The 22,029-nt window shown below is 55.6% G+C and carries 20 protein-coding genes and 1 pseudogene; 15 read left to right on the top strand and 6 right to left on the bottom strand.

What is annotated here, in order from left to right:
- Window positions 1–474 precede the first annotated feature (474 nt).
- From ACQ4N7_RS00840 to ACQ4N7_RS00800, 9 genes are all read left to right on the top strand, one after another.
- Window positions 475–705: a hypothetical protein gene (locus tag ACQ4N7_RS00840; RefSeq protein ID WP_430709724.1), complete on the top strand. Its 231-nt coding sequence runs from the start codon at window positions 475–477 to the stop codon at window positions 703–705.
- Window positions 706–995: 290 nt separating this feature from the next.
- The gene (gene crtO, locus ACQ4N7_RS00835; RefSeq protein WP_430709723.1) at window positions 996–2,696 is read left to right on the top strand and encodes a beta-carotene ketolase CrtO; all 1,701 of its coding nucleotides are present in this window, start codon (window positions 996–998) and stop codon (window positions 2,694–2,696) included.
- Window positions 2,697–2,789: 93 nt separating this feature from the next.
- Window positions 2,790–3,344: a DUF2231 domain-containing protein gene (locus tag ACQ4N7_RS00830; RefSeq protein ID WP_430709722.1), complete on the top strand. Its 555-nt coding sequence runs from the start codon at window positions 2,790–2,792 to the stop codon at window positions 3,342–3,344.
- A gap of 72 nt (window positions 3,345–3,416) precedes the next feature.
- On the top strand, window positions 3,417–3,830 hold the full coding sequence (locus ACQ4N7_RS00825; protein ID WP_430709721.1) for a BON domain-containing protein: 414 nt from the start codon (window positions 3,417–3,419) through the stop codon (window positions 3,828–3,830).
- A gap of 382 nt (window positions 3,831–4,212) precedes the next feature.
- Window positions 4,213–5,241 carry a hemerythrin domain-containing protein gene (locus ACQ4N7_RS00820; protein ID WP_430709720.1) on the top strand — a complete coding sequence of 343 codons (1,029 nt, stop codon included), beginning with the start codon at window positions 4,213–4,215 and terminating at the stop codon, window positions 5,239–5,241.
- 405 nt (window positions 5,242–5,646) lie between these two features.
- Window positions 5,647–6,045, top strand: a complete 399-nt coding sequence (locus ACQ4N7_RS00815; RefSeq protein ID WP_430709719.1) for a hypothetical protein — start codon at window positions 5,647–5,649, stop codon at window positions 6,043–6,045.
- 150 nt (window positions 6,046–6,195) lie between these two features.
- Window positions 6,196–6,927: a DUF3891 family protein gene (locus tag ACQ4N7_RS00810; RefSeq protein WP_430709718.1), complete on the top strand. Its 732-nt coding sequence runs from the start codon at window positions 6,196–6,198 to the stop codon at window positions 6,925–6,927.
- A 271-nt stretch (window positions 6,928–7,198) separates the two neighbouring features.
- Window positions 7,199–8,326: an iron-containing redox enzyme family protein gene (locus ACQ4N7_RS00805; protein ID WP_430709717.1), complete on the top strand. Its 1,128-nt coding sequence runs from the start codon at window positions 7,199–7,201 to the stop codon at window positions 8,324–8,326.
- 39 nt (window positions 8,327–8,365) lie between these two features.
- Window positions 8,366–9,109, top strand: coding sequence for an SAM-dependent methyltransferase (locus tag ACQ4N7_RS00800; RefSeq protein ID WP_430709716.1), 744 nt, complete (start codon window positions 8,366–8,368; stop codon window positions 9,107–9,109).
- 59 nt (window positions 9,110–9,168) lie between these two features.
- On the opposite strand, the gene ACQ4N7_RS00795 is transcribed toward ACQ4N7_RS00800, so the two are convergent.
- Together ACQ4N7_RS00795 and ACQ4N7_RS00790 are read right to left on the bottom strand one after the other, a co-directional pair.
- Complete coding sequence (locus ACQ4N7_RS00795; protein WP_430709715.1) at window positions 9,169–9,843, bottom strand: response regulator transcription factor; 675 nt, start codon at window positions 9,841–9,843, stop codon at window positions 9,169–9,171.
- 13 nt (window positions 9,844–9,856) lie between these two features.
- The gene (locus ACQ4N7_RS00790; RefSeq protein WP_430709714.1) at window positions 9,857–11,335 is read right to left on the bottom strand and encodes a sensor histidine kinase; all 1,479 of its coding nucleotides are present in this window, start codon (window positions 11,333–11,335) and stop codon (window positions 9,857–9,859) included.
- 342 nt (window positions 11,336–11,677) lie between these two features.
- On the opposite strand from ACQ4N7_RS00790, the gene ACQ4N7_RS00785 reads away from it, so the two are divergent.
- Window positions 11,678–12,412 carry a TVP38/TMEM64 family protein gene (locus ACQ4N7_RS00785; RefSeq protein ID WP_430710055.1) on the top strand — a complete coding sequence of 245 codons (735 nt, stop codon included), beginning with the start codon at window positions 11,678–11,680 and terminating at the stop codon, window positions 12,410–12,412.
- A gap of 41 nt (window positions 12,413–12,453) precedes the next feature.
- Here ACQ4N7_RS00785 and ACQ4N7_RS00780 read toward each other — a convergent pair whose 3' ends face one another.
- A complete protein-coding gene (locus tag ACQ4N7_RS00780; RefSeq protein WP_430709713.1) occupies window positions 12,454–14,223 on the bottom strand; it encodes a M48 family metalloprotease in 1,770 nt (589 codons plus the stop codon).
- Window positions 14,224–14,474: 251 nt separating this feature from the next.
- On the opposite strand from ACQ4N7_RS00780, the gene ACQ4N7_RS00775 reads away from it, so the two are divergent.
- Complete coding sequence (locus tag ACQ4N7_RS00775; protein ID WP_430709712.1) at window positions 14,475–14,954, top strand: DUF4079 domain-containing protein; 480 nt, start codon at window positions 14,475–14,477, stop codon at window positions 14,952–14,954.
- 127 nt (window positions 14,955–15,081) lie between these two features.
- Here the strand turns inward: ACQ4N7_RS00775 and ACQ4N7_RS00770 are convergent, their stop codons facing one another.
- Window positions 15,082–15,852: a DUF1997 domain-containing protein gene (locus ACQ4N7_RS00770; protein WP_430709711.1), complete on the bottom strand. Its 771-nt coding sequence runs from the start codon at window positions 15,850–15,852 to the stop codon at window positions 15,082–15,084.
- A gap of 210 nt (window positions 15,853–16,062) precedes the next feature.
- Here ACQ4N7_RS00770 and ACQ4N7_RS00765 point away from each other — a divergent pair, with 210 nt between their 5' ends.
- From ACQ4N7_RS00765 to ACQ4N7_RS00755, 3 genes and pseudogenes are all read left to right on the top strand, one after another.
- Window positions 16,063–16,752 (top strand): SDR family oxidoreductase, encoded by a 690-nt coding sequence (locus ACQ4N7_RS00765; protein WP_430709710.1) that lies wholly within the window; start codon window positions 16,063–16,065, stop codon window positions 16,750–16,752.
- 11 nt (window positions 16,753–16,763) lie between these two features.
- Window positions 16,764–16,916 (top strand): annotated as a pseudogene (locus ACQ4N7_RS00760) (type II toxin-antitoxin system PemK/MazF family toxin); the annotation flags it as partial.
- Window positions 16,917–17,214: 298 nt separating this feature from the next.
- Window positions 17,215–17,430: a Nif11-like leader peptide family natural product precursor gene (locus ACQ4N7_RS00755; protein ID WP_430709709.1), complete on the top strand. Its 216-nt coding sequence runs from the start codon at window positions 17,215–17,217 to the stop codon at window positions 17,428–17,430.
- Window positions 17,431–17,831: 401 nt separating this feature from the next.
- Here ACQ4N7_RS00755 and ACQ4N7_RS00750 read toward each other — a convergent pair whose 3' ends face one another.
- Window positions 17,832–18,416 carry a hypothetical protein gene (locus tag ACQ4N7_RS00750; RefSeq protein ID WP_430709708.1) on the bottom strand — a complete coding sequence of 195 codons (585 nt, stop codon included), beginning with the start codon at window positions 18,414–18,416 and terminating at the stop codon, window positions 17,832–17,834.
- Between the two features lie 691 nt (window positions 18,417–19,107).
- On the opposite strand from ACQ4N7_RS00750, the gene ACQ4N7_RS00745 reads away from it, so the two are divergent.
- The gene (locus ACQ4N7_RS00745; RefSeq protein ID WP_430709707.1) at window positions 19,108–19,344 is read left to right on the top strand and encodes a hypothetical protein; all 237 of its coding nucleotides are present in this window, start codon (window positions 19,108–19,110) and stop codon (window positions 19,342–19,344) included.
- Between the two features lie 140 nt (window positions 19,345–19,484).
- On the opposite strand, the gene ppsA is transcribed toward ACQ4N7_RS00745, so the two are convergent.
- Window positions 19,485–21,977 carry a phosphoenolpyruvate synthase gene (gene ppsA / locus ACQ4N7_RS00740; protein WP_430709706.1) on the bottom strand — a complete coding sequence of 831 codons (2,493 nt, stop codon included), beginning with the start codon at window positions 21,975–21,977 and terminating at the stop codon, window positions 19,485–19,487.
- Window positions 21,978–22,029 lie beyond the last annotated feature (52 nt).

The raw sequence follows: 22,029 nt of genomic DNA, 5'->3' as shown, positions 1-22,029 counted from the left end.
CAATATGCCAAAAGGCAGAGCTTGACCAGCCAATGCCTAACAAAAAATAGCGTCAACTGCCCGCCCCAAATATTATTGCGAGAATAGCGATCGCGGAAAATGCTTGGCCGCCACACATACATTTCTTAACTCAAAGTTCAATGCCTGCTGACCAGCACGTATGTTGGCAATAGCTACCGCGCGCAAACCAGGAAACCATGCCAGGTTGGTGCTCCTAGGCACTGCGATCGCCAGGTCGAACCCTAGCTACCACATGATTTTGATAAAACCCTCCTTAGGACGATGGAGAAGTTTGAAATAAGCGTCAACCTGATAACTATTGATGGTGATATGAGCACTTTAAGGCGTTTCAGTGGCGCTTCAGCAGCGCTTCAGCTATTCATCCCCAGGGATTCTAAATTGTTCAGCTTCACTGTCAATGCTTCACTGTCAATTAAGACTCACCTAAACCATAAACCGTGGAGGAAATTTTCTATGACTACCGGAACTAGAATTCAACAAGTTATTAGCAATCTTGAGTATGACTGGCTAACCGTCATGCAAAGCAAAGCAGAGGCACTGCAAGCCTACGATAAGTACATGCAGGATGCCCGCGACGCTGACTCACAGGAATGCGTTGACCTATTTACCCAGCTCAAGCAAACTGAGATGGATCAAATTCAAGAAATTCGCAAACATTTGATGAAGACCATGTCCCAAAGCTAAGGACATTTTCTACGTCACAACAAGTCTGCGAACACGCTGAGCTTTGGGCCTCTGGTAACCCTAGAGGCCCAAAGCTATTCCAGAACTTTACGCTTCGTCTCCCTACTCTTTCCCTCCTACCCCAAAGCGGAGTCAATCCCACCTCAAATCTTACTGGGGTAGGATTAACTCCGCTTTTCAGGTTAACGGATGGCCTCAAGAGAACTTTCTTTCGTCAATCTATTTCCAACGGTAGGTCGCCTCAAGCAACAGATTACTTACTATCAGGACATATTTTGAGTAATTCTCCTATGCAGACATTCGACGTTGTTATTATTGGGGCTGGCCACAATGGCTTAGTTTGTGCAGGATACTTACTAAAAGCAGGCTACAGCGTTTTGCTGTTAGAAAAGCGCGAAATTCCGGGTGGGGCAGCCACTACAGAAGAAGCCTTGCCTGAAGACGCTCCTGGTTTTTATTTCAACCTCTGCGCCATTGATCATGAGTTTATTCACCTAGGGCCTGTAGTTGATGAGCTAGAGCTAGAGCGTTACGGCCTGGAGTATCTCTATTGTGACCCCATCACCTACTGCCCACAGGCCGATGGCAAAGCATTTTTAGCCCACCGCTCAGTCGACAAAACCTGTGCTGAAATTGCCCGCTACAGTCAGCGAGATGCAGACCAGTACAAAGAATTCATGGCCTTTTGGGACACCCTGATTCAGGCTATTACCCCGGTATTTAATGCGCCACCAAAATCAGTTATCGACATTTTAGGCAATTACGGCCTGCACAACATGCAGGATTTATTGTCTTTGGTTGGGGGCGTTGACAAGGCGCTAGACCTCATCCGCACCATGTTGAACAGCCCCCAAGACACCCTCAACGAATGGTTTGAAACCGAGGTCGTCAAAGCGCCCCTGGCCCGACTGGCATCAGAACTGGGGGGGCCGCCCTCTCAAAAGACGTTAGCTGTGGGGTCGATGATGATGGCGCTGCGCCATAACCCCGGCGTAGCGCGTCCCCGAGGCGGCACAGGTGCCCTCGTCGAAGCCCTGGTGCGCATGGTTAAAGACAATGGCGGCGTCATTCTATGTGACCAGTCCGTCGAGCAGATTTTAGTCAATGCCAACGGACGCGTAGAGGGGGTGCGCGTAGCCGGTGGGCAAGAATATCGGGCCACCAAAGGGGTGATTTCCAATATTGATGCCCAGCGAGTCTTTCAAGACCTAATGTCGGCATCCGATGCTCAAACCCTGGCCCCAGGCCTGAGTGAACGGCTAGACCGCCGCATTGTCAACAATAACGAGGGCATTCTCAAAGTTGACTGTGCGCTCTCAGAGATGCCCCGCTTTGAGGCCTACAACCACCAGGATGACTACCTGATTGGCTCGGTGCTCATTGCTGACTCGGTCGATCAGGTAGAGACAGCCCACACCATGCCCAGTCAGGGCCTGATTCCTGACCACGATCCATCGCTTTACGTGGTTGTGCCTACGGTAATGGACCCATCCATGGCACCAGCGGGCCAGCACACCCTCTGGATTGAGTTTTTTGCGCCCTATGAGGTCAAGGGGGCCGAAGGCACAGGGCTGATGGGCACTGGCTGGACCGACGAGCTGAAGAACAAAGTGGCCGATCGCGTGATCGACAAGCTGGCCGACTACACGCCCAACCTGAAGCAGTCGATTATGGCGCGGCGGGTCGAAAGCCCGGCAGAGCTGACCCAGCGCATCGGCGTGCGCAAGGGCAATCACTATCATATCGATATGACTCTCGACCAGATGGTGTTCTTTCGCCCCCTGCCCGAGATAGCTAACTATCAAACCCCCATTGACGGGCTGTTTTTGACCGGAGCGGGCACCCATCCAGGCGGGTCGATCTCGGGCATACCGGGACGCAACTGTGCTCGGGTATTTTTGAGTGTGCAAGAACCCCTGAAATACAACCTCAAAGAAGCCGGTAACTGGCTCAAAGATCGCTTTAAGTCGGTGGCTAACTTAAGCCGCTAAAGCCATGCGCCATCGGCCAGAGTCTATGCTGGCCGATGGCGCATGTTGGACGAGGGCATTGATCGATCATTCACATTTTTAGAGGACGTTGCTATGACCGGCCAAGATTACCAAAATCAGTCCAACCAGGTACCGTATCCCAATTTGCCGCCGCTGATCGACAGCCGGGCCACGGAGTATCGGGGCACCGGCATTACCAGTTCGGTGGCCATTTTTGGGCATCCCATTCATCCGATTATTGTTATTTTCCCGATCGCATTTTTGAGCAGTGCGGCAGGGGCCGACCTGGGCTACTGGCTCACCCAAGATTTCTTTTGGGCCAGGGCCAGCGTTTGGCTTTTGGGCCTGGGGGTGCTGTCGGCTGTCGCCGCCGCCGTCACCGGCATGGCCGACTTTATCAATATTCCTCGGGCGCGTAAGCGTACCGCTGGCTGGGCTCATATGGCCCTCAATGTAGGAGCGCTGGTGCTCAGTATTGTCAACTTTATCTTGCGGTGGGGCGACCCGGCTCGGGCTATTTTGCCCGTGGGCCTGGTGATATCGGTAGTGGTATCTGTGCTGCTGCTGGCCAGCGGCTGGTTTGGGGGCGAGCTGATGTTTCGCCACAAGGTCGGCATTGTCGGGCCGGGTGAAACCATGGAGCGGTAGGGTCCTGCCCTGCAACGCTCGGTTCGGCCATTCCCTTCGGGCATTTCCTGTAGTCGTTCGGTAGGTGTAATCATGACCTGGGAAAATCACATTGACTTTGACCACTGCACCGTCGCTAGCGGGTCGGCAGCGACCCCGATGACACCGGGCCTGACCAACACCTACGACGACGAGCTGCGCGAAAAAGCCAGCGAGCATATGCCGCCGCCGCCGCCAGAGTACATGGGTCTGGAGGGCGAATACGACGACTTTGGCCTGGTGCGCCGTCTGGCTGAGGCCCTCGATCGCGAGTCCGATTTGACCGCCATCGATACCCTCACCCTAATTCAGCACGGCAGCACCATTCAGCTCACCGGGCAGGTGAGCGATCGCATCACCTTAGAGCGCATCGTCGATGTGGCCAGCCGGGTAGACGGCACCCGTGAGGTTGACAGCAACCACGTGGCGATCGCAGACCCCAGCGGCGAGCCAAGCAGCACGAGCTGACCAGGTGCCCCTGACCAGATTTATATCTCAGTTCAGCCTCACCCAATGCATTCAGCCACAGATGGTCGCTCAGTCCACCAGCTGTGGCTGTTTTAGATCAAAACAGGAACCCGCAGGGCAAACGGTCGCTTGCCTTTAACTAATCAGGGACTGGGCAAATGAGATAGTTTATATCGACTATAGGAACAACTCAAGAAACTTTCGACAAGGAAAATTCAAGTTTTTTATTCTTGGTTAAATCAGCATTAGATCGACTTTAAGGCTAGCTCTAAAGAAATAGACGGCCACTCAAATGGCGTTAGCTATTCAGCTCCAATGATAGATATGGCTTTGACATGAAGTGATTACGCTGTGATTGGATATTTCACCGGAGTCCTTCTCTATGCCTGCCACCTTAAACGATCAAAAGCGAACTGCGATCGCTGAGAAACTGGCCGATATCAAAGCCATTCAGAGCCTAATTATCGACAATGAGGAGCAATTTCTAAACCAGTGCAACGACAGCCACCTGCGCAAGCGGTTGGAAGACATGCTGGAAGACGATCAAAAGAACTTAGACATCGTCGAAACCGCCATTACTCAGTACGGCGTGCAGGCCGAGCCCAAGGCGACAGTGCAAGAGTTTGTCAGCCAGGCCAAAGATACCCTCTCTCGCTCTGAGCTGAGCCTGTACGAGAAAATGGCCCAGCACGAACTGCTTAAGCACGGCCAGGTGGTGTCGGGTCTGGTGGTTCACAAAGCCGCCCAGGTGGTGGGCCAAGACGTAGAGGCCGCTCTGGCCCCCCTTAACACCGTCAACTTTGAAAACCGCGCCCACCAGGAGCAGCTCAAGGGCATGCTTGAGTACCTCGGCACCCTGGAGCTGACAGGCCAGGAACCCCAGCAGGGGCTATGGGCTCGCGTGCAGGATGCGATCGCCGCCGCGACCGGGGTTGTGGGCAGCGCTACTACCCAGGCATCGGACAGCGATTCCGCCGATGTGCTGGATCTGATCTTCATGGATCACCAGAAGGCCAGAACCCTGATTAGAGAAATTCGCAACGCCGACGACTCTGAGCAAATCAAAGCCCTGTTCGGTCAGCTCTACAAAGATCTGCTGGTGCACTCCAAAGCAGAAGAGGAAGTCGTCTACCCCGCCGTTAAGCCCTTCTACGGCAGCGACGACACCCAGGAGCTCTACGCTGAGCAGGCCGAAATGGAAAACCTGCTCAACGAGATCAAGTCTATGTCCTCAACGGGCGATGCATTCATGGACAAGATCAAGCAGCTCAAGGGCATGGTCGGCGATCACACTCGCCAGGAAGAAAGCACCATGTTTGCCTCGATGCGCAAAAATCTCTCCCACGAAGATCGCGAGCGCATGGGTGCCCGCTTTAAGGAGAGCAAGCAGACGCTGCAAAGCCAAATGTAATCGCGCTTTGGCAGCGACGCTGTGGGCGATTGGGTAAGCGCCAAACTGAAGTGAGATTACTACAGTCGCCCCGATACCGAGCCACGCCGCTGACCCTGGATTAGTTCATCACACGTAAGTGTCCCTAGAACTGTGCTGGCTGAGCGAAGTCGTTCGCCCTGCGTCTCCCAAAGGGAGAAAGCCAAAACCCACCCTAGGTATCCCCTAGCCCCTCCGGGGCGGCAAAGCCTACGACTCCGCTCAGGGGACGGTTACCATCACACAGCCCCTAATCGCAGGTGACTGACGCGAGATCAGCTACTTCAGCGTTGCAACAGCTTGGCTTATATCAGCCTGAAACCTATCCGTTTTGGTTTCACCCAGTCAGTTTCAAACGTTTCAATTTAGTTCTTTAAGGAGCAATTCATGCAAATCCTCAAACGAGTTTTTAATCCTGCTGCTCTGCGGCAGTTGGCCATTGTTTTTCTGGCCGGTTTAGTAGTGCTGGTGACGACCGCCTGTGGCGCAGCCCAGTCGTCTACCCCCGCTAGAAACAGCGTCGGTAGTGCTGGCCCAGCCCAAAACGAGGCGATGTACCCGCACAAAGATACCGTCCGTGATACCAGCGCCGCCGATGCCAAGGCCGATCGCATGATTCGCCAGGCCGAGCAGCGCATTGAAAACAGTGACGAAAACGCTGTGAAAGAAGCCGCCAAAAACATTGGTAAGGCCACCCAGCGGGCCGCCGACAACGCCGCCGACAATACGAAGGGAGCCCTCAATCGCGCGGCCAATACGGTAGAGCGCAACACACCCAGCAGCTAAGCCACTTAGCCGTTAAACGAGAAGGGTAGCGCTCCAGGCAGAAGTAACCGCAGGTTGCTTTTGCCTGGAGTTTCATCTGGCTCCTTTCAACAGCGATCGCACCTGATCTCATCCATCCATTTTTATTAATAAGCCAAGCAGCAAGAACGTATGATCGTCAATCTTCAAACTGACGGTTGGGAAATTATTTACCACCGCGCCCACGCTCTTTTAGCCGCCCAAATTGCAGGCCACTGGAACTTCGACAAGCAGACCTACCGCCTTTACGAAACCATTGCCGCGATCGCCCACCACGACCACCTCGAAAAAGAGTGGGAAGAAGATCAGCTCACCGAAGCGGGTGCCCCCCTAGACTTCACCCTAGAAAAAGAATCGCCGGTCGAGAAGCTGCGCAATCACGCCGACGAAGCGCTGTACCAGGGCCGCTGGGTAGCCATGCTCATTTCGATGCACCTGTGCTTTTTAAACCAGGGCAAAGGAGAAGAAGATCCAGAAATGGCCGACTTTTTGAACGTTCAGCGGCAGCGACAAGCCGAATGGCAAGCCGAGCTAGAGATTAGTCAAGCAGAGGCCGAAAAAGCCTATACGTTTATGCGCTGGTGCGATCGCCTCTCGCTCATTCTCTCCCAGCGCCAAATTCCCGCCGCCGGACGCAAGCTAGAAATTACCAACGGCCCCAGCGGGGAACCGTATAGCATTTACCAGCTAGATTCTGGCGATTTAAGCGTCACACCCTGGCCATTTTCCTGCGAGAAGTTCACGGTTAAAGTCGATGCCTGCTACTTGTCACAGCTACAGTTCTCCTCCAACGACGAACTAACTGAGGCGCTAAAAGAGGCTCCCCGCAAGTCCTTAGCCTGGACACTGAAAAAGTCAGACTAAGCGCGAATGGTGGGCAAAGAAAAACGCGAAACTTACAGGCTGAATACTTTCGTCCAGATCCTTAGCTTTAAAACAGATTAGCGACCATCCAGCCCTTCGCCAAACTCACTATTCTGCCTCCAGGCGGATAGAATAGCTCTGCTTGGTAGCTACAGTTACATTATGTCCACCGAACGATTAGCAGGTCTAGTTCGTCGATTGATTTATGCGCCGATTTGCTAAAGATAAATCGATTGATGACCAAATGGGAAGAGTTTTCTAAGGTACCTTTATGTTTGCCGCCGTCAACAACCGAGACTTGGGAAAAGACTCCCCAAGCCGCAGTTTTTCAACGCCTGAAGCAATCGATTTCAGGGCAGTAGAGAGCGATTTTATTGATCTGCTCAAGCTCGAAAATCTTGACCAGCAGGTTAGCCAATCTCCCCAACGTGTTGAGGCACTAGAAGCTGCGATCGCCGCCGCGCTGTCAATGGCCTATGGCGATACCTCAGAACCCGGCGAGGCATCAGCCCATCGGTTTTTACAGCGCATTCTGTACCGGATCAATCGGCTCAACCTCTTTTGGTACGACGACCTACAGCACTACAAAAACGAGCGATCGCTCTACCTGCAGTGGCTGCGCGATCGCATTGAGTCTGCCTGGCAAGCCTGGGAACTAGGGCAGCTAGACGTTGAAAACCTGAAGCAGCAGGATGTGCAGCAGACGCTAAGCGACTGGTACGAAGCCGACCTCAACCCACCCATCACCGAAAACAGACGGTTCTTGCGCGAAGACCTCGATCGCGAGGGCTACCGACGGCTGCTGGCGATTACTTCCTTGGATGGCCTAGTAGAAGCCAGCCGCATGTCGCGCATTTTGGGCGGAGCCAGTAACGAAGTTCAGGCCATGCTGATTCGTGTGCTAATGGAGGAATACGGCAATGGTCGTCTCGCCCGTAAGCACTCCACCTTCTTCGCCAAAATGATGGCCGAAATGGACCTCGACACTACCCCTGAAGGGTATTTTGATCTGGCTCCCTGGCAGCTATTGGCCAGCATTAACCACAACTTTTTGCTGACCGAATGCAAGCAGCATTTTCTGCGCTACAACGGTGGTCTAACCTACTTTGAAATCGTCGGTCCGTCTATCTATACCGACTATCTGATGGCGGCCCAGCGCTTGAACCTGAGTGAAGAGTCTTCAGGCTACTGGGAACTGCACATTCGAGAAGATGAGCGCCACGGTCTGTGGATGCTACAGGACGTAGCCCTGCCGCTGGCAGCACAATACCCCAAGCAGGCCTGGGAAATTGTGCTGGGATACGCCCAGGAAAAATTGATTGGAGAACGGGCTGGCCAAGCCATTATTCAGCAGATTCAGCAAGCGCCTACTCCCCTACCCCGTGTTTACTCGGCCTAACTTACGAGCATTCTTTAACCTTTTTACTAAACCCCTGCTATGAACAAAAGCTTGTTGACCTCCGACCCTGCGGTTGAGGTTCAGTCCCCCCATCAGGTTTTCTTTTGCCCTGAAGAATCACAGTTTTATGCCCAGTGTTTAGAGAAAATGGTGCTGTCTCAAAGCACCTCAGCAGGCCCAATCGTTGAGTTTGGGTCTGGGGATGGTAGCCCGGTCATTCAGGCCCTGTTGAGAAGCTCCTTCAAAGGAGCAATTCAGGGCTACGAATTACACTCAGCCGCTTATCAACTGGCCAAGTTCAGAATTGAGCAGTACGGGCTGACGCCTTATTACCAGGTTCACAACCACTGCTTTTTTGAGGGCTCCGTAACAGAGGCGCGCTGCCTGATTGCCAACCCTCCCTATCTGCCCGCGCCTGACAATCAGCTCTACATGCCGTCTTTGCACGGCGGCGACGATGGCGCAACCATTACCAAGCAGCTGATTGCCCAGGGCTGCGAACAAGTCATGCTGATGATTTCAGCCTATTCAAACCCCGTCGATACGGTAAATCACGCGCTCAAACTGGGGTATGACGTGGTTGATTTTATGGTTACGCCGCTCAAGTTTGGCTACTACAGCTGCGAGCCTAAAGTAAGAGACTCGATCGCAAAGCTCAAGCGCAGGCGGCAGGCCTTCTTTTCAGAGAGAATATATTTTCTGGCCGGGGTTTTGTTTCGTCAAAAGAGCGCTTCGACGGCCTGTTTGTCAGAAGAGTTTTTAAAGGTAATGACGGCACTTTAGCCGCGATCTCGCTACACAATCTCCCTACCCTACAGGCCCCGGTTGGCGACAGCCGGGGCTCAGTCGCGCAGCACGTAGCCAACCCCGCGCATGGTTTGAATCAGGCGGCTTTCGCCCTCGGCTTCGAGCTTGAGGCGCAGGTAGCGCACGTAAACTTCAATGATGTTGGAGTCGCCCATAAAGTCGTAGCCCCACACCTGCTCCAGGATGCGATCGCGGGTCAGCACCTGGCGCGGGTTGGTCATTAGATAGTCGAGCAGGTCAAACTCCTTAGCGGTGAGCTCGATCGCTCGCTGGCCCCGCCGCACCTCGCGACTGCGGCGATCGAGGGTGAGATCGCCAAACACTAACAGCTCGGCATCCTGGGGCTCGATGCGGCGCAGGTGGGCGCGCACGCGAGCCAGCAGTTCTTCGATGCTGAAGGGTTTGACCACGTAGTCGTCGGCCCCGGCGTCGAGCCCCTCCACGCGATCGCTGACTTCGTCTTTGGCGGTGAGCAAAATGACCGGCGTGACGGTGCCGGTCTGGCGCAGGCGGCGGCAGACCTCGACCCCGGTTAGCCCCGGCATCATCCAGTCGAGAATAATCAGATCGGGGGCCTGGTCCCGGGCGGCCATCAGCCCTGAGAGGCCGTCGTGGGCCACGCTGACCTCGTAGCCTTCGTAGGACAGCTCTAGCTGCACAAACTTGGCCAGCTTTTCTTCGTCTTCTACTACTAAAATACGGGCGCTCATGGGTGTCTCCAGTTCAAATCGGTATGCGAAGGGTAAATGCGCTGCCGCAGTTGGGCTGCGACTGAACGCTAACCTGGCCCGCCATCGCTTCTACCAGCGATCGCACCAGGGTTAGCCCCAGCCCGGTGCCGCCGCTGGTGCGAGAACGGGCCTCATCCACGCGGTAAAACGGCTCAAAAATATCGCCCTGGCAGATGGCCGGAATGCCCGCCCCCTGGTCTTGCACCTGAATCGTAGCCCAGCCCTCCTGAGTTGTGAGCGAAACCTGCACCGGCTGCTGCGAGTCGCCGTAGCGCAGGGCATTGTCGATCAGCTCGACCAGGGCCGAGCAGAGCTTTTGGCGGTCAACAGTGGCGATCGCCGGGGCGCAGGCGTTGACCTTAACCCGAGGTTGAGAGCTGGGCTGGGCTGTGGTTGCGATCGCCACCGCCGTATGAATCACCTCCTGCAAGTCGGTAGGCTCTAGCTGGAGCGCTCCCTGACCATTTTCCAGGCGAGCCAGGTCGAGAATCTCGCACAGCAGGCGAATGGTGCGGTCGGCCTCGGCAGCGGCAATCTCTAGCCCCTCCCGCTGGGCGGCGGTCAGGTTTTGCCCCCGCCGCAGGGTGCTCTCTAAGTAGCCCTGCACCAGCGACAGCGGCGTGCGCAGCTCGTGGGAGATGTCGTTGACCAGTCGCTTTTGCTGCCCCCAGGCCTTGGCCAGACGAGCCAGCATCAGGTTGTAGCTGCGCACCAGTTCCTGCAGTTCGGTGGGGGCGGCCTCCAGGTTGAGAGGTCGATCGAGGGTGTCAGCGGTCACCTGGCTCGCCAGTCGGTTCAGCCGTCGAATCGGGCTGAGGGTGCGGCGAATGTAGAGGGCAAAGGCGATCGACAGCAGGCTGATCAGCGCCAGACTGGTCAGCAGCAGCATCCGCACCAGCTGCTGTAGCCCCTGGTATTCGGCGGTGATGTCGTCGGCAATGTATAGGGTGGCTGGCGGTAGCCCAGGCAAATTGAGGGGGCTAGCGCAGACGACAAGCTGCCAGCCCTGCACGGGCACGATCTTGACCCCCATGGGCACAGCCATACTGAGCAGGGCATCGCTCACGCCCGAGGTTTGCCACGAGCCCATGGTGAGCGCCTCTGACTGGGCCAGGCGCTGCCGGACATCGTCGCGCGAATCGCCCGCAGCCGTCTCCACCCAAATGGCTAGGTCGCCCGTAGCCCTGTACTCAACCACCCGGTTCAACGCCTCCTGGGGGGGCATCATGTCGCTGTAGTAGCGCACGTCCTCCTGCAGGCGATCGGCGATCAGGGTAGCACCCTGCCGATAGCTGTTGAGCATAATCTGCTGCATCCGCCAGCCCATCCAGGTAGCCAGGGAGCCAATACCAACCAGCGACGCCAGCACGACCCCAGCGGTAAGGCGGGTTTGCAGCGACCCCGGATCGATTTTGCGCCCCCGCAGCAGGTGACGAACGGAGGTAACTGGTGGAAGCCCAAAATGCGCCATAAACACGTGACTACAGGAAAAGCCAAAAGCGGCGGCTCAACGACTTGATCTGACTCTAACAGCCCATTCTGAGAACAGGCTGATATGGCTCCCCAGCGATACTTACGCAATTCTCAGGCCGATCTCAGGGGAGCGAGATTGAATGGAATCGTCAGCTCAGGGCAAGGGGGTGGGCTAGAGCGGCGAAACCCGTTCGCCAGTCGTCCTTGTCATTTCACCTAAAGGCCACCTGAAGCTATGTCCATTAGACTTAAATCGCGGCCGGTATCGGCCACCACGCTGCGTTTTTTGCTGCGGCTAGGCTTAGGAACGGTGCTTCCTCTAGCTTTGGTGGTCATCCAAATGATCGCAGCGCCCCTGACCATCGCCCTCATGCTCATGCTTCCCACGCCCGTCACCCAAACGACAATGATGGCCACCGACCTATCCCTGATTGGCTCTCTCCAGCAGCAGCTGGTGCAGGCGCTGGCCTGGATCGACGGGTTAGGGGCGATCGCGCCCCTGGCCTTCATCCTGCTCTACATCGTCATCACCGTCGCCTTTGTACCGGCCTCGGTGGTGACTCTGGGGGCGGGGGTAGTGTTTGGGGTAGTTAAGGGATCCATCTTGGTCTTTGTTGGGGCCATGCTGGGGGCGACGGCGGCGTTTCTGGTGGGTCGCTACGTGGCCCGCAGCTGGGTGGCCCGCAGAATTGCCAACAGCCCAAAGTTTCAGGCGATTGACGATGCGATCGCAAAAGATGGTCGCAAAATTATCTTTTTGCTGCGGCTGTCGCCGGTTTTTCCGTTTAACCTGCTCAACTACTCGCTGGGGCTGAGCCAAATTTCGCTCAAAGACTACTTGGTTGGCTCAGTCGGCATCCTGCCTGGCACCGTCATGTACGTCTACCTGGGCTCGCTGGTGGGCAACCTGGCCACATTAGGAACCGGCGACGGCGGCCCCCAGACCGCGACAGTGCAGTGGATCATTCGCATTGTGGGCTTGGTCGCCACAGTGGCCGTCACCCTCTACGTCACCCGCATCGCCCGTCGTGCCCTTAGCGAGGCCCTGCCCGAGGAAGTGGCCACCTCCGAGTAGGGGCGCAGCACGCTGCGCCCACGGTCCCTGAACGAATCAATTTACCTATCTCTAGGGCCGCTAATCGGCTCGTTCTCTTCAAGGCCCTGCTCTAACTTGTACGCAGTAATCAGGCGGCTCATCTTGTGGCGCATTTTAAGATGGGTTTCGACCCCTTCGTAGGCGTAGCGGTCAAAGCCACCCTGGTCGATCAGCTGCTTCAGGTAGCTGACGCGATCGCCCGGATTCGGGTGCGACGCAAACCAGCTAATCCCCCGGTTGCCGTACTCCTCTTCAAGGGTAATCATCAGGTTGTGCAGGCCGTCGGCGGCGTAGCGGTTGTTGGCCAGCAGCTTAGTGCCCAAAATGTCAGACTGGCGCTCCATATCGCGGGAGTAGCTCGACACAATTAGGCCAGCCGCAATATTGGCCACCTCAGGAATTGGAATAAACGAGGCCAGGCTGGAGGTGAGGTTGCCCCGCGTCACCATCTGAAAGCCGTGGGAGAGCACCGCATGGGAGATTTCGTGGGCCAGCAGCCCGGCCAGTTCAGCTTCGGAATGGCTCTTGGTAATCGCCCCGGCGTTGATAAAGATTTTGCCGCCGGGCAGGGCAAAGGCGTTGAGGCTGTCATCCATGATCACCTCAAAGCTGTAGTCAAACTCGTCGCGCCCCGCCAGCTCCGCCAGCTCCTGGCCCATATCGTTGACGTAGGCCCGAATTTCAGGATCCTCCACCATCGGCAGCTGGCGCTTCACCTGCTCGGCCACCTGATGGCCCAGGCCGCTTTCGCCCTGCATCATCAAAATGCCGGAGTTGATTGCGCTAAACGGCCCCAGCAGCCCGCCTGTGAGAATGTACCCCGCCGCCCCGGTGATGATGTTTGACACCAGGTTGCGAGTCAGGGTTTGGTTCATCTCGCCGCGAAAGCGATCGAGGTTTTGCCGGGCCAGGGCGCTCATGGCTTCGGCCTCGGGGTGCTCGGGGTTGAGAATAGCGAACTGGTTAGCGGAAATGGCGGCCTCAATCCACTGCTGGCGAGCCATTTGCACCTCGGCCTGGGCCTTGAGCAGATCGGGGTTAAAGGGATAGCGAGCGATCGCCCCCTCCAGCACCCCCAGCGCCTCGTCAGCGCGATCGTTCTGCACCAGGTAGCGGGCGTAGAGGGCCTGCCCCGGCAAAAACTCGGGGTAGTTCTTCACCAGCAGCTCCAGCGGCACCAGCACCCGGTTGGGGAACTCCGACTCAGCCCCGGCCTGGGCCTCGCGCCAGTAGACCTGCCCGGCGGGGGGCAGCTCGGCGGGGTCGGTGAGGGGAGCGATCGCCTCCTCGGTTCCCGCCTCGGCCAACCACTCAGGATCTTTGGCGACCCGGTAGAGCAGCTCGGCATCGGCGCGATCGCCCTCCAGGTACAGGCGATCGGCCTGGATCAACACTTCGCTGCGCTTAGCCTGCTCGGGCGACAGTCCCGACAGCAGCAGGGCACGACCCACGGGCGAATCAAAATCGGGCGCGGCGATATCGGCCCCGTCCCCAGCCGCTGCCTCCGGCTCAATCGTTGGAATCTCAGGTTCCTTAGGCGGCAGCTTGAGGGTGCCGTCGGGCGGCTGGGCCTCGCCCGTGGGCAGCGTATTTTCGGGCCGCGAGGCCGGGTCAACCCGCAGCGTGTCTTCGGCATTAGCTAACAACGCTGGCGCTGATATCGTTGCTGAGCGATCTGCCAGCGCCCCAGGCTCGGCGGCAAATCCTGGATTGCCCAACCCCTGACTCAGCAGCACCGCCCCCAAAAAGCTGGCCAGTAGCGTTGTCACAAACCGCTGCGTTCGCCCCATGGTGTCTCCCTAAGTTTTTTCTCTAGTGGCGTTAGTTACTTAACAAATGGGGGCCGTACAGCCTGTGTATGGTGGCCTGTGTACTGATGGCTGGGGGCTATACACAGGTCTATTCCTGCACGACGCTGTTTTGACAGCCAGGTTCCTGCCTTGCCCCTTCCATTTTGACCAAAGCTTTGCCAAGCCAGAATCTGTGCTCCTATAATTTTGTTAAATAAATGTAACGCCAGAAAACGCAACCACGGAGCCCCATGACTTTAGACACCATTCAACCCTGGCTCAACTTTGTTCACCCCATCACCATGTGGCTGCTGCTAGCCGCCACCCTCTACGCTCTATATCTGGGCATTCAGTCTCGCCGCACGCGCCTGGCCGATGCCGAAACCCGCAAAGAACTGATCAAAGGCAAGTTTGCCCTCAAGCACCACAAGGTGGGCTCTGCCCTGCTGGCGTTTATGGTGATTGGTACCGTAGGCGGCATGGGGGCCACCTACCTGGAGGCGGGCAAGCTGTTTGTGGGGCCTCACCTGCTGGTGGGTCTGGGCATGGCCACCCTGATTGCGATCTCTGCCGCCCTGGTGCCCTTCATGCAGAAGGGCAACGAAACGGCTCGGCTCACCCACATCAGCCTCAACATGGTGCTGGTGGGGCTGTTTAGCTGGCAGGCCTTTACCGGTATGAAAATTGTGCAGCGGCTGCTGTCTGACCTCCAGGCCTCAGCCGGATCCTAATCTCTAATCTGTAGGGTAAAAGCTTGGGGCTAGCCTCAAGTTATCAAGTCTTTAGCGATCGCGGCCTAGGGTTTCCCTCGGAGCCGCGATCGTCATTTATAAATACGATAAATACAGTCCCAGTGCTCTAGGTCTGGCCATCCTGGGCACCGCCGCCCGATCGCCGTCCCCAGCTCGACCAAAAGTGGTGGCCCCGGTAGCTCTCGGGCAGCGGCAGGTTGTGGCTGTGGTGAAAGTCTTCCTGCACCTTGCGGGTGAGTCGTTTGGAGACCTGGCGTACCACCTGGTTGAGCAAGCGATCGCCCGAGGACTTGAGCAGCGATCGCGGCACCGAGTTGAGCAGGCGCGGCATGTGAATTTTGACCGCCAGGCTTAAATCCCAGTCTACCTGAGTCAGCGCTGTCGCGGGCGGCACCGCCTCAGGGGTCTCCTGTAGCCGCATCACGGCATGAAAATCGACATCGTAGCCCGGCGGTACGTAGCCCGGCACCGGCATAGTGTCAATTCGGTAGACCTGGTGGTCGAGGGGCGACAAATACAGGCCAACCTTAGGCTCTACTTCATAGCCCAGCACCGAAAAGCGGCCTACTACCAGCGCATAGCCGTGGTCAGAGATAGGTTCCACCTGCATGGGTTGAGCACAGCGGGTAAACCAGCCCCGATGGCTGTTCAGATAGCGCCCCACTGTATCGATGTCGGCAGCCATATCCATTTTGCCGGCAAAGTACCCCTCTAAGACCAGCGCTCCACTAGCAGCGGGATTGGTTACTGGCTGACTGGCGATCGCCTCTAGCGGCAAGTTTTTACCCGTCTCATGCCCTACCGCAGCATCCTCGGTCGCTGTAATCAGCGGCAGAGCGGGGGTATTTTGAGCAGACGGTGTGGATTCCAGAGTCACTGTGCAACCACTTGCTTAAACAACATCAGATAGTTTGATTGCGCCAAAGCTTTCACCTATCGTAAGGCTTTGTATCTCAAGTGTGCCCCTTAGAACTGTTATACCCATCACGATTTCATCTCAGGAATCCGAGAACTGGCCCTAGGGCTGGTTCCTTTCTCAGCGGTCATTCCGTAGAATCAGGCCAGTTATCAACAGGGAGAGGGCGCAGTGAAAGCATTTGTAGCAGGGGCGACCGGGGCCACCGGCTCTAGAATTGTGAAGCAGCTGGTCAGTCGCGGTGTGCCGGTGGTTGCTTTCGTCCGCGATGCCGCTGCGGCCCGCTCTCAGCTCCCCATCGAAGTCACGCTGGCCGAGGGCGACGTCACCGACAAAGACAGCATTCGCAGAGCGATAACGCTAGAGGGGCGATCGTCCACTAGCGGCGGCTGCACCGTCTTGATCTCCGCTACTGGCGCTCGACCCGGCTTTGACCCCACCGCCCCCTACCAGGTCGACTTTGAGGGCAACAAAAACCTGATCGATGTCGCCAAAGAAACCGGCATCGAGCACTTCGTCATGGTGTCGTCGCTGTGCGTTTCGCGCTTTTTTCACCCCCTCAATCTATTCTTTTTAATTCTTTACTGGAAGCAGCAGGCCGAGGCCTACCTACAGGCCAGCGGCCTCACCTACACCATCGTTCGCCCCGGCGGCCTCAAAGACGATGACACCGACAGCCGAGCGCTAATTATGGCCCCCGCCGATACGCTGTTTGAGGGCAGCGTGTCGCGCCAGAAGGTCGCTCAGGTGTGTGTTGAGGCGCTGTACCTGCCCCAGTCGCGCGACAAAATTGTTGAAATTGTGGCCCAGGAAAATGCCAACCCCCAGCCCTACGAGGCGCTGTTTGCTGGTGTAGCGTAGCGGTACAAGGCAACAGGTCGTTTTTGAAGGGCCAGCGCAGACAGATTGTGCTCGACCAAATTTGCACGATCGATAAAACCCAACTGGTGAAGTATTTAGGGCAAATTGCCCCGGAGGAGCAGCAGCTAGTATTGGCAACGCTGGCAGAAATGTTGGCCGAGTGAAGGGGGCGATCGCCTAACAGCCGCAAATCATCGACTCACTGAGAAATTGCAAAAAAATCAGCAAATTTACCTTTCGCCCGATGCTTTGAGTAATTAGGACTAGGCATACTAAAAGCAGCAAAACTTAACCCCTAAAAGCCGACTATGCAAGGAGCCAACCATATCGACTCAACAAAGAATTTTGTAGTTAGGAGTTCCACTCATTGCTTATGCCCGAAAAGAACAGTAGAATCTAACTGAAACATGTAATTGTTTCTTTCATTAATATAAGCAATTAACAAGAATAGGAATTTCAAATATGCCTTTAGATCAACTCGAAGCGTTTTTAAAGAAAATGCAGTCTGAACCTGCACTCAAGAGCGAGGTGCTTCAAGCATCAACTGCAGATGATGTTGCGCGAATAGCACTAAAGCTTGGTTTTGAATTTTCGGGTGACGAATTACTGAGAATGTCAGGAAAGAAATTTGGTGGAGTTACCGTTATAAAAACCGATCTGCCTGGAGAGTATAATTAAATACTTTTTGAATACCTGGTTGTACAAGCACAGGAAGAATTAACACCATACTTTCTTCGAATAAAGAGTATCTTTCCCCGAATTAAATGCCCTCTTGAGCAGCTTTCATACGGAATCTGCCTTGGCTAACCCCCGGTTGGGCTGAGCAAACGCTGTTTGCCCCTACGCAATTTCCTGTTTGGAATCGGGGCTACACGATCCGAGTTGGGTATCATAACTCTTCATAGGCCTAACAACCAAGTTCAGCGGCAATCCATAGCCTTGTGCTTCAATCGATCGCTTTCAAGTCGCCGCTGCAACGACTTGTTATGTCGCTGTGCCTGTCTCCAACTCTGATTCTCATAGCGGTAGTTAGGATACCCTTCTATTTTGCTGCTCAATTCTCAGCACTCTTGTAATCACTAAGCCACCCTTTTACTAAGGTGAATAGTACCTGGAAAATATCCATCTTGTGCTCGAATTAATCGCCACACTAAGCTCCCATCTTCAACACTCAATTCGGCCTTGCCAACTTGCCTGGCATCTGTATCGAAAATTTCAAGTGTTGTAACCTCTCCCTCAATTTCACCAACGACGCTATAGTCAATAATGTTGTAACCGCTGCTAAGATTGCTAACATTCAGCACTCCACTCAACTCACTATTCTGTACGCTTGAAATGTCTAAATTCATAAGATAAGTTGCGCCAATTTCACCTTCACTAGTCCAACTTCCAACAAAGCTCTCATCTATTGATGGAGTTTGAGAAGATTGAGCAGAAGGTATGTCTGATTGTGGAGATACCGAAGTTAAACTTTCAGGGCTAGATAAGCCAACTGCCAAAATAAGCAGAAAAACCCCAAGAACGAATGCCACAAAGCGTAGAAACTTATTAGAAACTGTTGATGCCACCTCAGCGCCAAATAGCTTAAAGTTGCCTCCAACGATTGCAATCAGAATTAGAATTCCGCCTATGACAAGAAATCCAATTTGTGTAGAGTCCGGCATAGTTACCTCAAGATGAGAATGCACCTTACTTAGCAAATGTTAGTCATTTTGTAGAAAACACAATTTAAAGATTTCTCAAAAAAATGTTTTGTCCTGACCAACTGGAAAGATTTAGTCAAAGTCCAGACGCGAGGTATAACTATTTATTAAATGTAAGATCTGCTGGATAAGACCCTTACTCTCCAGGATTATCTAACGGATCCACGGGATGACACCTGGATCTTAAGGAATTAAACATCATTTTTTCTGGATAAGCCCGTAATCGGGCGTTATCCATCCAAAAGATTTGAGGGTTAAGTATAGAACTGGGGGGTATTATTTAGCACTTTTGCTGAATAACACCCCGGAGAGAGGTTATCCAGCCTCTACCTATGTCACCGCCGCGCCTGCTTGACCAAGCGAGAGAGGGGAGCGGGGTGTCAGGAGTCCGTTAGATATTGGTTAGGCAATACGGTTGAACTTATAGCCCACTTCTGGCAGATTAAGACTGCGGGGAATGATTCTGGGCGGGGAAGAGAGGAGTTGGCCCTCCTCAAATCCCCTGATCATCCCACCTTAGTCGGAGTAAGCTGAGATGACTGGAATCATTGTAGTTCCGTCTCTTGCTTCACCACATCTCTGGCCTCACGGCCCAGAGAAAAAGAGGGATCTGGATAGTTCCCCGTTTTCTTTAGCGAAAACGGAGACCCGTATGTTTTTAGAACCCACCTCGGGGGATGATTCCCCCGTACCGTTTACTTTACCCACCTACCGCCAGGAGACCCTGCGGCACATTCTGCTGGGCGACTACGGCGCTGTGACCGACGCCATTGGCCAACTGGTGGCGCTGGGCTACAGCGACAGAGTAGCCTGGTCAGACCCCATTCCTTCTGGGCGCAGCGGCGAATACATTGCCGTAATGACCCGCAGGCGAGGAATGCGATCGTAGATTTGGTCGCATCCAATTTGTAGGGGCGTAGCAGGCTGCGCCCCTACGGAGTTCCTGATGATGAATCGGGGTTTACTAAATTGGATTTCGTGACAGACGAATTCCAGAGTTCTGCCACAACCCTGCAAGTCTGTGACTTCTCAGCCCATCCGCTGCTCCACATCGGCAATCTCTAAACGAGTTTTGACCACCGTGTCGGGGTTGAGGCTAATCGAGTCGATGCCCTGCTCCACCAAAAAGCGGGCAAACTCGGGGTAGTCGCTTGGCCCCTGGCCGCAAATGCCGATTTTGCGGTTGTTCTCCTTAGCGGTTTGAATTGCCATCTGCACCATGCGCTTGACGCCGGGGCTGCGCTCATCAAACAGATGTGCCACCAGAGCCGAGTCGCGATCGAGCCCCAGGGTGAGCTGAGTCAGGTCGTTCGAGCCAATCGAGAACCCGTCAAACACCTGGCTAAACTCGTCAGCCAAAATCACGTTGTTGGGCAGTTCGCACATCACGTAGACTTGCAGGCCGTTTTCGCCGCGCACCAGGCCGTGTTTGGCCATTTCGTCGAGCACCCAGCGGCCTTCATCGGGGGTGCGGCAGAAGGGCACCATCAGAATCACATTTGTCAGGCCCATGTCATCGCGCACGCGCTTGAGGGCATGACACTCCAGCGCAAAGCCGTCGCGGTAGCGCTCGTCGTAGTAGCGAGAGGCCCCGCGCCAGCCCAGCATGGGGTTTTCTTCCTCAGGTTCGAAGGTGCTGCCGCCCAGCAGGTGAGCGTACTCATTGCTCTTGAAGTCAGACAGTCGCACCACCACGGGTTTGGGGTAAAAGGCCGCAGCCAGGGTGCCGACTCCCTGGGCCAGCTTGTCGATGAAGTAGTCGGGCTTGTGCTCGTAGAGGGCGGTGAGTTTTTGAATCTGGCGCTTTTCGTTGCCGTCTGGCAGCTGGTTAAAGTTGAGCAGGGCCAGGGGGTGCACCTGAATGTGGTTGGCAATGATGAACTCCAGCCGGGCTAGGCCAACGCCGTCGTTGGGCAGGGCGGCCAGGGTAAAGGCCTGCTCGGGGTTGCCCACGTTCATCATAATTTTGGTGCGGGTTTCGGGCAGGCTGTCGATCTGCGTGGTTTCGACCCGGTAGGGCAGCTCGCTTCGGTAAATCAGCCCCTCTTCGCCGCCAGCACAGGTGACGGTGACGGGTTCTCCGGTGGTGAGTACCTGGGTGGCGTTGTCGCAACCGACGATCGCCGGAATGCCCAGCTCTCGCGCAATAATGGCGGCGTGGCAGGTGCGCCCGCCCTGGTCGGTGACGATCGCGCCAGCCTGCTTCATAATCGGCTCCCAGTCGGGGTCGGTGCGGGCGGTAACCAGCACCTCACCGGGGCGAAACTGCCCGATCTCAGAAATATCTAAAATCACGCAGGCTTCGCCCTGACCAATCAGATCGCCCACGGCCCGGCCTTTGGCCACGGGTTCAGCCCCGTCGGGCACCTCTAAAATATAGGATCGCAGCTCGGTCTGCGATTTCTGCGACTGCACCGTTTCGGGCCGGGCCTGGACGATAAACAGCTCACCCGTGAGGCCATCCTTGGCCCACTCAATATCCATCGGGCTGTAGGTGCCGCGCAGCTGGGTGTAGTGGTCTTCGATGGTGCAGGCCCAGTGGGCCAGCTGCAAAATGTCATCGTCTGCGATCGCAAAGCGGGCCTGGTCACTCAGGGGCACGGGCTCGTTTTTGGTCAGTTCGGTGCCGGTGGTGTCGTAGACCATCCGCAGCGACTTAGTGCCCAGGCGCTTGCTGAGAATTGGGGCGTGGCCGCTCTTGAGGGTGGGCTTAAACACCACGTACTCGTCGGGGTTGACGCTGCCCTGCACCACGTTTTCGCCCAGGCCGTAGGCGGCGGTAATCAGCACGGCATTCTGAAAGCCGGTCTCAGTATCGATCGAGAACATCACCCCGGAGGTGGCCAGGTCAGAGCGCACCATGCGCTGAATGCAAACCGACAGCGCCACCTCAAAGTGGTCGAAATCTTTGGTGGTGCGGTAGGAAATGGCGCGATCGGTAAACAGCGAGGCGTAGCACTTTTTGCAGGCAATCAGCACGGCCTGGTCGCCGTAGACATTGAGGTAGGTTTCTTGCTGCCCGGCAAAGCTGGCGTCGGGCAGGTCTTCGGCGGTGGCGCTGGAGCGCACGGCGACATCGACCTCGGTATAGGCGTGGTCGGCCAGGCAAGACTCGTCGTCAAAACAGAGGTTTTGGCCCGCCGTTTCGCACATGTGGTGGTAGGCATCGAGAATCGCCGCCTTGAGGTCGTCAGGGAAGGTGGCGTTGAGAATCAGCGATCGCGCCTTTCTGCCCCGCCGCCTAAGTTCAGTTACATCGCTGATGTCAAAGCCGCTCAGCACCTGGCGCAGCTGCGCGTCGAGGCCGGTTTTTTCAATGAAGTAGCGATAGGCGTAGGAGGTGGTGGCAAATCCCGAGGGCACCCGCACCCCCTGGGGCGTGAGCTGCTGAATCATCTCGCCCAGGGAAGCATTTTTACCGCCTACCAGCGGCACATCCTCTAGCCGCAGCTGGTCGAGCCAGAGCACTAGCTGCTGATCCCGCTGTACGGAAGACTGCTGAACCACCGACGTAGCTACCATATCGCCACCTCATACAAATATCGTGCCGCATACCTCCATGCTAGAAATCTGG

This window comes from Nodosilinea sp. AN01ver1 (genome assembly GCF_050565655.1).
Classification (GTDB): domain Bacteria; phylum Cyanobacteriota; class Cyanobacteriia; order Phormidesmidales; family Phormidesmidaceae; genus Nodosilinea.
The sequence above is the reverse complement of the archived record's forward strand: the minus strand, read 5'-3'. Positions and strand labels throughout refer to the sequence as shown.

Bases quoted from the DNA above. Each gene is read 5' to 3' on its own strand.
- ACQ4N7_RS00840 (WP_430709724.1), top strand. From the start codon at position 475: ATGACTACCGGAACTAGAATTCAACAAGTTATTAGCAATCTTGAGTAT.
- crtO (WP_430709723.1), top strand. From the start codon at position 996: ATGCAGACATTCGACGTTGTTATTATTGGGGCTGGCCACAATGGCTTA.
- ACQ4N7_RS00830 (WP_430709722.1), top strand. From the start codon at position 2,790: ATGACCGGCCAAGATTACCAAAATCAGTCCAACCAGGTACCGTATCCC.
- ACQ4N7_RS00825 (WP_430709721.1), top strand. From the start codon at position 3,417: ATGACCTGGGAAAATCACATTGACTTTGACCACTGCACCGTCGCTAGC.
- ACQ4N7_RS00820 (WP_430709720.1), top strand. From the start codon at position 4,213: ATGCCTGCCACCTTAAACGATCAAAAGCGAACTGCGATCGCTGAGAAA.
- ACQ4N7_RS00815 (WP_430709719.1), top strand. From the start codon at position 5,647: ATGCAAATCCTCAAACGAGTTTTTAATCCTGCTGCTCTGCGGCAGTTG.
- ACQ4N7_RS00810 (WP_430709718.1), top strand. From the start codon at position 6,196: ATGATCGTCAATCTTCAAACTGACGGTTGGGAAATTATTTACCACCGC.
- ACQ4N7_RS00805 (WP_430709717.1), top strand. From the start codon at position 7,199: ATGTTTGCCGCCGTCAACAACCGAGACTTGGGAAAAGACTCCCCAAGC.
- ACQ4N7_RS00800 (WP_430709716.1), top strand. From the start codon at position 8,366: ATGAACAAAAGCTTGTTGACCTCCGACCCTGCGGTTGAGGTTCAGTCC.
- ACQ4N7_RS00795 (WP_430709715.1), bottom strand. From the start codon at position 9,843: ATGAGCGCCCGTATTTTAGTAGTAGAAGACGAAGAAAAGCTGGCCAAG.
- ACQ4N7_RS00790 (WP_430709714.1), bottom strand. From the start codon at position 11,335: ATGGCGCATTTTGGGCTTCCACCAGTTACCTCCGTTCGTCACCTGCTG.
- ACQ4N7_RS00785 (WP_430710055.1), top strand. From the start codon at position 11,678: ATGATCGCAGCGCCCCTGACCATCGCCCTCATGCTCATGCTTCCCACG.
- ACQ4N7_RS00780 (WP_430709713.1), bottom strand. From the start codon at position 14,223: ATGGGGCGAACGCAGCGGTTTGTGACAACGCTACTGGCCAGCTTTTTG.
- ACQ4N7_RS00775 (WP_430709712.1), top strand. From the start codon at position 14,475: ATGACTTTAGACACCATTCAACCCTGGCTCAACTTTGTTCACCCCATC.
- ACQ4N7_RS00755 (WP_430709709.1), top strand. From the start codon at position 17,215: ATGCCTTTAGATCAACTCGAAGCGTTTTTAAAGAAAATGCAGTCTGAA.
- ACQ4N7_RS00750 (WP_430709708.1), bottom strand. From the start codon at position 18,416: ATGCCGGACTCTACACAAATTGGATTTCTTGTCATAGGCGGAATTCTA.
- ACQ4N7_RS00745 (WP_430709707.1), top strand. From the start codon at position 19,108: ATGTTTTTAGAACCCACCTCGGGGGATGATTCCCCCGTACCGTTTACT.
- ppsA (WP_430709706.1), bottom strand. From the start codon at position 21,977: ATGGTAGCTACGTCGGTGGTTCAGCAGTCTTCCGTACAGCGGGATCAG.